Origin of the sequence: Mangrovimonas futianensis (assembly GCF_021245805.1) — a bacterium.
GTDB lineage: Bacteria > Bacteroidota > Bacteroidia > Flavobacteriales > Flavobacteriaceae > Mangrovimonas > Mangrovimonas futianensis.
In genome coordinates, this window is record NZ_JAJJNF010000022.1 from 1 (window position 1) to 1,733 (window position 1,733).

The window sequence follows — 1,733 nt, forward strand, 5'->3', positions numbered from 1 at the left end:
TGTTGTTATTCTGTATTTGTAATGCCACCTCGTTTAAATCAAACGTATTGATACCGTCTTCAGAGTTGGGCTCATCACAAACACCGGGGACTTCATAGTCTGAAATTTGGGTGGTGCTAACTTCAAGACTTACCTGTGAAACGCTGTAACATCCTGTTGAGGGGTCAAATACCCTGGCAAAAATGGTTTGAGGGTTAGTTGTATTCAGATAGTTGTAATCCAAAGGTTGCAGATTGTCTTGAGCCTCCTCAAAAGATTCAAAATAGGCAATGGAAACTTGGTCAGGTGTGTTTGAAACTAGACTATTAGCTTCATTCAAATTGAACAGGGTGATTCCGTCAGGGCTAAAGTCTTGGTCACACTGCAAAAGAGTCCCATCAAAGGCTTCGGGAACTGGCAATACAGTTAAGTTTAGGGTGGTAGTACTAAAACAAGCGGGGAATTGTGAATCTTCTATTCTAACATAGATGATTTGGTCATTGGGAAAGGTATTTGTAAAATCGTTTGGCAATGGATTGGTATCGGTTTGAGCATGGTCTAATGACTCATGAAAGGAAATATTTAAGGAATCATTTTCACTATTGCCTTGTATTTCTTCTATCGTAGCGGTAAGATCAAAGCTTGTAAATCCATTTAGATTATCTCCATCAGAAAAATCATCACAAGACGAGAGATTTGTTGGGATGACAAAACTAGGGCCAGAAGTTACGGTTAATACAAATGGAATGACTTCAAAGCAACCTGTGAGAGTATTTTCCATTCTTGCAAAGACCTCCTGAGGGTTAGAAGTGTTGTTGTAGATTCCGGAGATAGCATTTTCATCGATGTTGGCATCACTTTCTGATTCATAGTAGGAGACGCTTACATTAGTTTGACTACCAATAATTCCTGGAGTGTTTGAATCTAAATTGAACCCAGTAACTTCATCATCAAATGGAGCCAAAGTATCACAGTTTTTCAAGTTTAAAGCTTCGAAAGAACCAGTTTCATTTGTTGGTGGGCTTGAAAATTGAGCAGTTCCGGTCCATTCCAATGTGAACGGGCTATTGCCAATGGGCCTGTCTATAACAATGAAATAAGAATCTCCGGCCTCAACATCTAACCATCTTACAAAACTGTTGCCATTGGGGCCTGGACCTTCAGAAGTATCTGTTTCTGTACCATTCATACCGGTTAAGTTATTATTTTGGCCAGCAGCTTGTGGGTTGGTAGTTGAGCATCTAATAGCTTGAGGTAGGTTGCCACAATCAGCATTTGGTCCAAAAACAAAAAAATCATAGTCTTCTTGGATTGAAAAACTTTGAGGCGTCAGATTAAAACCAAGGGTTCCCGAAGTAATCGGAGTTACTTTTAACCAAACACTATTGTTTTCCTGGCTAGAACAACTATTTAAACCAGAAAGTTCTTGTATTCCGATGCCTGAGACATCCAAGTTTAATTCTGAATTACCACAAACTACTATAGCATTGGTACAGTCGGTAGGAGCTTGAGAAAATAAGTTGGTGATCGGGAGCAATAGCATACAAATTGCTATCAATGTTAGTTTTTTCAAAGAAATTATCTTTTAAGAGTAAAGTGGCTTTTAAAAATACGTCCATCCTGTAGGGTAATAAAGAACCAGTAATCATCTGTTGGTAGAGGTTCCCCGTTCAGGGTACCATCCCATCCCATTCCCAGAGGATCAATTTTTGTAATTAGTTTTCCGTATCTGTTGAAAATGAGTATTTCGGTAT

At 38.9% G+C, this 1,733-nt stretch carries 2 protein-coding genes; both read right to left on the bottom strand.

Annotated features, from left to right (window positions below; all coding sequences use genetic code 11):
• A partial coding sequence (locus LOK78_RS16355; RefSeq protein WP_502243835.1) for an FIDD domain-containing protein occupies positions 1-1,552 on the bottom strand: 1,552 nt, incomplete at its 3' end.
• A 5-nt stretch (positions 1,553-1,557) separates the two neighbouring features.
• Positions 1,558-1,725 (bottom strand): T9SS type B sorting domain-containing protein, encoded by a 168-nt coding sequence (locus LOK78_RS16705; RefSeq protein WP_336246339.1) that lies wholly within the window; start codon positions 1,723-1,725, stop codon positions 1,558-1,560.
• Positions 1,726-1,733: the final 8 nt, after the last annotated feature.